Raw genomic sequence first — 5943 nt, 5'->3', positions numbered from 1 at the left:
GCTCGGGTGGGTGTTCCTGGCAGCCATCGTTGTCGCCGCGGTGCTGTGGTTCCCGGTCGGCTACTACAACCTGACCGCGGTGGAGCTCATCGCCGGATTGTTGATCTTCTCGTGGCTCATCGTCCTGATCCGCAACCTTGCCGCCGTTGACGCCGACCGGCTCGGCGCCGACCGGCTCGGCGCCGACMTGTTCGAGGCGGACCGGCCAGCCGGGCCGCAGATACAACGCACCGGATCAGGCCAGCCTGTTTCAAACGCACCGGACGGGACAGCGGCCGAACCGTGAGTACTGCCGGGGGCCCCGCACCCGGCCCTTGTTCACACGGCAACCGGGGCGAGGCTTGAGGGGCAGCTTCCCCGCAGCGCTTGCCGCAGGGCGGGCCGCCACTGCTCCATGGCGGGCCGCCACCGCCTCCTGCTGGGCCGCCGCACCAGCTGCCACCGCCTCATCTGCGTAAGCTTGTGGCCCCGAACCCCCTGCCGCATCCCGGTCCACCGCCGCCGCCCCCGCAGGAACAGCCGCCGGTTCAGTAAGCACGGTTGTGCGGACCGTCCCTGCTACGGGGTAATGATGTTGAACGCCGGGTCTCCGGAGTCCAGTGCCCCCAGCAGTGCCGGCAAGACGGCGCGGCTGCCACTCAGACTGATGCCCTCCGAAGTGGTGTCCCCGCCGAGCAGGGCCAGCAGCCTGTTCTTCGTGAGCCGGATCTCGACGTCGGCAGATTCACCGGCCAGCCGGTCGCTGATCAGTACGCCGTTGCGGAGGGTGACATGGTAGGCGGCGTCAAGGTCCGTGAACGTGACGTTAAGCGAGAGGTCCAGGTCCCAGGCTTTGGGCCCGTTCACCGAGATGGCGAGGGAGCCGAAGAGCTGCTCGGGGGTGAGCTKGGCAACGATCGCCGGTGCCGCCGTCGCGGTGGGTGTCCCGAAGTTGCCGTCCCGGAGCTCCGTGGCGCCGGAGAGGAAGAAGTTCCGCCACGTTCCGTTCTCGGCGCCGTAGCCAAGCTGTTCCAGCGTGTCCGCATACAGTTCCCGCGCCGCGGCGTGGCCGGCGTCGACGAAAATCGCGTGGTCGAGCAGCGTGGCCGCCCAACGGAAGTCACCGGACTCAAAKGCAGTCCGCGCGGTGCTCACGACGTGCTCCAGTCCGCCCATCGCGTCCACGTAGCKGGCGGCGAGCTCCGCGGGAGGGTGCGGCCAGAGCCTCGCCGGGTTTCCGTCGAACCAGCCCATGTACCGCTGGTAGACGGCTTTCACATTGTGGCTGACCGAACCGTAGTAGCCCCGGGCATGCCACGCGTTCGCAAGGGCCGGCGGCAATTCGATGATCTCTGCGATCTCGKCCCCGGTGTATCCCTGGTTGATGTACCGGAGCGTCTGATCGTGAAGGTAGGCATAAAGGTCCCGCTGGGCTGAGAGGTAAGCGACGATCCGGTCCATTCCCCACGTCGGCCAGTGATGTGAGGCGAGGACGACGTCGGTCCGGGTGCCAAACATCCTAATCGCCTGCGTCAGGTACGTGGACCAAACGTGGGGGTCGCGGACCAGCGCCCCGCGGAGGGTGAGCAGGTTATGCAGCGTGTGGGTCGCATTTTCGGCCATGCACAGGGCACGATGCCGGGGGAAGTAGAAATGCATTTCCGCCGGGGCCTCCGTCCCGGGGGCCATCTGGAATTCGATCTCCACACCGTCCACAGTGTGGCGCTCGCCGGTCTCGCGGATCTCAAGCGTCGGCACGATCAGCCCGATTTCGCCCATCGAGGTCGTTTGGCCAAGGCCGGCACCGACCTGGCCCTGCGGCCCGCACTCGAGTGCTGCACCGTACATGTAGCCGCCCCGGCGTCCCATGGCCGGGCCGGCGTAAACGTTCTCCGAGACAGCGTGCTCCACAAAGCCCTCCGGGGCGATCACCGCGATGCGCCCGACGTCGGCATCTTCCTGGGTGGCAACGCCGAAGACGCCGCCGAAGTGGTCGACGTGGCTGTGTGTGTAGATGACGGCGACAACAGCCCTCTCACCCCGGTTCGACCGGTAGAGCTTGAGCGCCGCCGCCGCCGTCTYGGTTGAGATGAGTGGATCGATCACAATGACCCCGGTGTCACCTTCCACAAAAGTGATATTCGAGAGGTCGAGGCCGCGGACCTGATAGATTCCCTCCACCACCTCAAAAAGGCCCTGCTTCGCAACCAGCCCCGACTGCCGCCAGAGGCTCGGATTCACGGTGGCGGGAGCCGCCCCGTTAAGGAACGAATATTTGTCGTTGTCCCACACCACCCTCCCGTCCGCAGCGTGGACCACTGCGGGACTCAGGGCCGCGATGAAACCGCGTGCGGAGTCCTCGTTATCGGACGCGTCCGCGAACGGCAGCGACTCGGAAAGCTTCTGGTGAGCGGCCACGATGGCCCGCTCGGCTGGTTTGTGGGTCAAAGGATTTCGCCATCCCCTCCGAAGGACCATGGGCGTTCATCGTGGCATACCGCCGAAGCGCCGGCCATCACCCGTTTCGGGTGACCCCGTGACCCTTGCCAGTGCCATTGCGGGGGCGCGTGGATGTTACCTGCCTGTGKGCGGTAGGGCTAAGCGGAGGCCAGCGTCTTCGTCAGGATTGTGCCGCCCACCCCGACCAGGACCGCGCCCGAACCCGCGACGATGATCCGCTTGGTCCGGGGCCGGGCCAGGAATGCGGTCACTTTCTGCAGCCCGCTGAGTAGAAGTACGTACCAGGCMAGGGCGATCAGGAGGAAAATGCCCGCCATCACGGTGTGCTGGGCGAGGGACGGCAGCGGGGCGAAATTGAATTGCGGGAACAGCGACAAATAKAAGACAGCGACTTTCGGATTGAGCAGGTTGCTCACCATGCCCTGTACGAACGGCGAACTCCCGCCGAACCGGCGGCCGGCCCGCGGTGCCGCCAGCTGACCGGGCCGGCTGGGTTGGCTCGTAGTGCCGGCGAACGCCTCCGCGAGCGCCCGGGCTCCCAGGTAGAGCAGGTACATGGCCCCGGCGATCTTGATCCCGGTCCCAAGAATCTCTGAGGCTTTCAGGAGCGCCGTGATACCGAGCACTGCCAGCAAGGCAAGAATTGTGTTGCCAACCATGATTCCGCCGGCGGCCGCTGTTGCCGAGCGAGGGCCGCGGGCCGCATTCCGGAGGACCAGCGCAAAGTCGGGGCCGGGCACCAGTACGACKACGAGACAGGTCAAGACAAAGGCCGTTAACTGTTCGACCATCGTGGATTGCCTCCCGGCGTCGGGTTGTTCAGAAGTCGGATAGTTCAGTGCGCGGATTGTTCCGTGGGGCGGGAAGATCTGTCCGGCAACAAAGCCCGGGCAGTCTTACACCTTAGGCCATCCCCGTGTGACTGACGTGCTTCCCTGACTACTCCGGACCGCGAAGCCGATACCTCACCCCCAAGGCATGATTACGTCACGCAGGCGAAAAGCTAGGTTGGCATAGACATCCCACCACGATGGCCGCTGGCAGGACACGTTCCGGCAGGACCATGACGACGGTGCGCCAGCCCCGTCATCGTTAAAGGAGGCAACATGTCCGGTTGTGAAACGACCCCGGACGCGGCGAGCCGGGGGTGTGGCCCGCGATGAGTTCTCCCAACGACGCCGTGGCCCAGCCGGTGCAGTTCAACCAGCGGCTCGCCTTGCTGCTGGCGATGGCCATGTTCGTGCTGGTCGTCGACACATCGATCATGAACGTCTCGATCTCCGCKGTGGTCAAGGACATCAACAGCACGGTCAGCGACCTGYAAGCGGCCATCGCCCTCGAAGCGCTGGTGTCCKCSGCCTTCATCMTGATCGGCKGCAARRTSGGCGACCTSATCGGACGCAARCGMGCCTACGTCWTSGGSCTKTGYKGYTACGCCGTCGGCGCGGTGGCGATGACSCTGGCCCAGAGCATCACCGCAATCATCATTTTCTGGGCGTTGGTCGGCGGCCTTGGCGCTTCGCTCCTGCTCCCCGCCATGCAGTCGCTCATCCACGGAAACTTCGACGGCGAGGCCYGGAAGCGGGTCTACGCTCTCGTGGGCGCCTCAGCGGCGATCGCCGCCGCCGTCGGACCACTGCTCGGCGGGTTTATCACGACATTTCTCTCCTGGCGTGTCGCCTTCCTGTTGGAAGCGGTCATCATTGCTGTCGTCTTGTCCGKAATTAGGCTCGTTAAAGATGTGCCGTATACGGGACCCCGGGAGGTCGACGTCGTCGGATCGGTCCTTTCCGTCGTCGGGATGGGTGGCGTTGTCCTTGGCATCCTCGTCTGGCAGGAGGGTGGCGAAGCTGTTGGCGCGCTCCTGATCGTCGGCGCRGCCGGACTGGCCGGGCTGTTCTATTGGCTCCAGCGGCGCGAACGGCGTAACAAGCCGATGCTGCTGGATCCGGGACTCTTCCGGTCGAAAGCCTTCCGGCTCGGCGCCACACAGCAGATGCTCCAGCAGATTGCCCTCGGCGGCACCATGATCGTGTTGCCGATCTACCTGCAGATGGTGCTCGAATACAACGCGATGCAGGCCGGTTTGTCCATTGCACCGCTCTCGCTCAGCATGTTCGGCATAGCAATGCTCGCCGGAAAGCGGTCAGGGACCCGGCGCCCGGCAGGTATTATCCGGTGGGGCTTCATTCTCCTCCTGGCAGGGCTGCTCGCAATCCTGCCAGTTGTGCCGCGCGCGGACTCCGGCTGGTGGCTCCTGATCCCCCTCATCATTGCCGGTTGCGGACTCGGCCTGTTGGTGTCACAGCTGAACAATTACACCTTGTCCCCAATCTCGGACGAACGCGTCAGCGAGGCCGCGGGCGTGAATTCAGCGGCCGGATCGTTTGGGCTGTCGTTCGGACTTGCGTTTGCCGKCGCCATCATGCTGGCATCGCTCGCGTCCGTCTTCACGGGCCTGGCGACCTCTAGCACGGTACTCCCGCCCGCGKAGCAGCAACAGGTCGCGCAGGCGCTGGAAGAGGACGCCCAGGTCMTCAGTAACACCCAGCTCTCGGAACTCCTCGTCGGTCAGCCGGCGGAGATCCAGGCCGAAATCATCCGCATCAACACGGAGGCAAGGCCCATCGCCCTGCAGATTGGGCTGCTCATTCCGATCTTCGCCAGTGTCGCGGGCTTCGTCATTTCCTTCCGCATGATGCGGCTTCCCGATCCCAAGCCCTCGGGCACCGGCGAAGGCGCGATCCTGGATTGAGGTCTCGGCGGCAGCAGAAGTCAGAGCAGCGAAAGGCTGTAGCCGACGATGAAGAGTCCGATCACCAGCGTTGCGATGGCTGCAATCCTGCGGCCGTTGCGCTGCAGCCAGTCGTAGAGGGCGGTGAGAGGTACTTGCGCACGCTCCGGTGACTGCAGCCATACCGCGACTGGAACGACGACGGCTGACTGGGTCACAACGGCGTAGGCGAGGACGAGTACGCTTCCCTGCAGGGTAGGCAGCTCCCGCACACCGATCAGGGCGCCCGCCGCGACGGCGAGMAGGAGTGCCTTGGGCCGCAGGTTCATGCCCAGGCCCAGGACGACGAATTCCCAGGGCCGGGCAGAGTGGAACCTCGACTTCATTTTGCCCAGCATGGCGTTGTCCCGATTGCTCTTGCTCGCGAAGAGGTACACGGAGTAGCCAAGCAGAATGGCACCGATCACAAAGCMAACCTGTGCCAGCCATTCGTCCTGGTTCAGGCGGGGCCTGCCCGGCCATAGTTGCAGCCCGACAGCTGAAAGTCCCACCACCACGACTGATCCTGAGAGACTGCCGATCAGGAAGGGCAAGGCTCCGCGGCGGGGATTTGGGGATAGCAGAATCATGATCGTGACGCTTATGGGCACAGTGCTCATCGCTCCCGCGACGCCGAAGAGCACCAGACTGGTGAGGGTGCTCAACATGAGGCTGTCACCTGCCCCGGGAGACACCCTGACGGCACGTCATGCCTTCGGTACGTTGCCGGC

Annotated in this window: 4 protein-coding genes and 1 pseudogene; 2 read left to right on the top strand and 3 right to left on the bottom strand. The window is 64.9% G+C overall.

Annotated features, from left to right (window positions below):
* A pseudogene (locus tag AC1DBQ_RS20900) lies at positions 1-286 on the top strand (hypothetical protein); the annotation flags it as partial.
* A 272-nt stretch (positions 287-558) separates the two neighbouring features.
* Here the strand turns inward: AC1DBQ_RS20900 and AC1DBQ_RS20895 are convergent.
* Positions 559-2427 (bottom strand): alkyl/aryl-sulfatase, encoded by a 1869-nt coding sequence (locus tag AC1DBQ_RS20895; protein WP_476930334.1) that lies wholly within the window; start codon positions 2425-2427, stop codon positions 559-561.
* Between the two features lie 149 nt (positions 2428-2576).
* Positions 2577-3230 (bottom strand): LysE family translocator, encoded by a 654-nt coding sequence (locus tag AC1DBQ_RS20890; protein ID WP_476930333.1) that lies wholly within the window; start codon positions 3228-3230, stop codon positions 2577-2579.
* A 368-nt stretch (positions 3231-3598) separates the two neighbouring features.
* On the opposite strand from AC1DBQ_RS20890, the gene AC1DBQ_RS20885 reads away from it, so the two are divergent.
* Positions 3599-5194 carry an MFS transporter gene (locus AC1DBQ_RS20885; protein ID WP_476930332.1) on the top strand — a complete coding sequence of 532 codons (1596 nt, stop codon included), beginning with the start codon at positions 3599-3601 and terminating at the stop codon, positions 5192-5194.
* Positions 5195-5214: 20 nt separating this feature from the next.
* Here AC1DBQ_RS20885 and AC1DBQ_RS20880 read toward each other — a convergent pair whose 3' ends face one another.
* Positions 5215-5880 (bottom strand): GAP family protein, encoded by a 666-nt coding sequence (locus tag AC1DBQ_RS20880; RefSeq protein ID WP_476930331.1) that lies wholly within the window; start codon positions 5878-5880, stop codon positions 5215-5217.
* Positions 5881-5943: the final 63 nt, after the last annotated feature.

The organism is Arthrobacter sp. 10T413_2 (assembly GCF_056394205.1).
The sequence above is the reverse complement of the archived record's forward strand: the minus strand, read 5'-3'. Positions and strand labels throughout refer to the sequence as shown.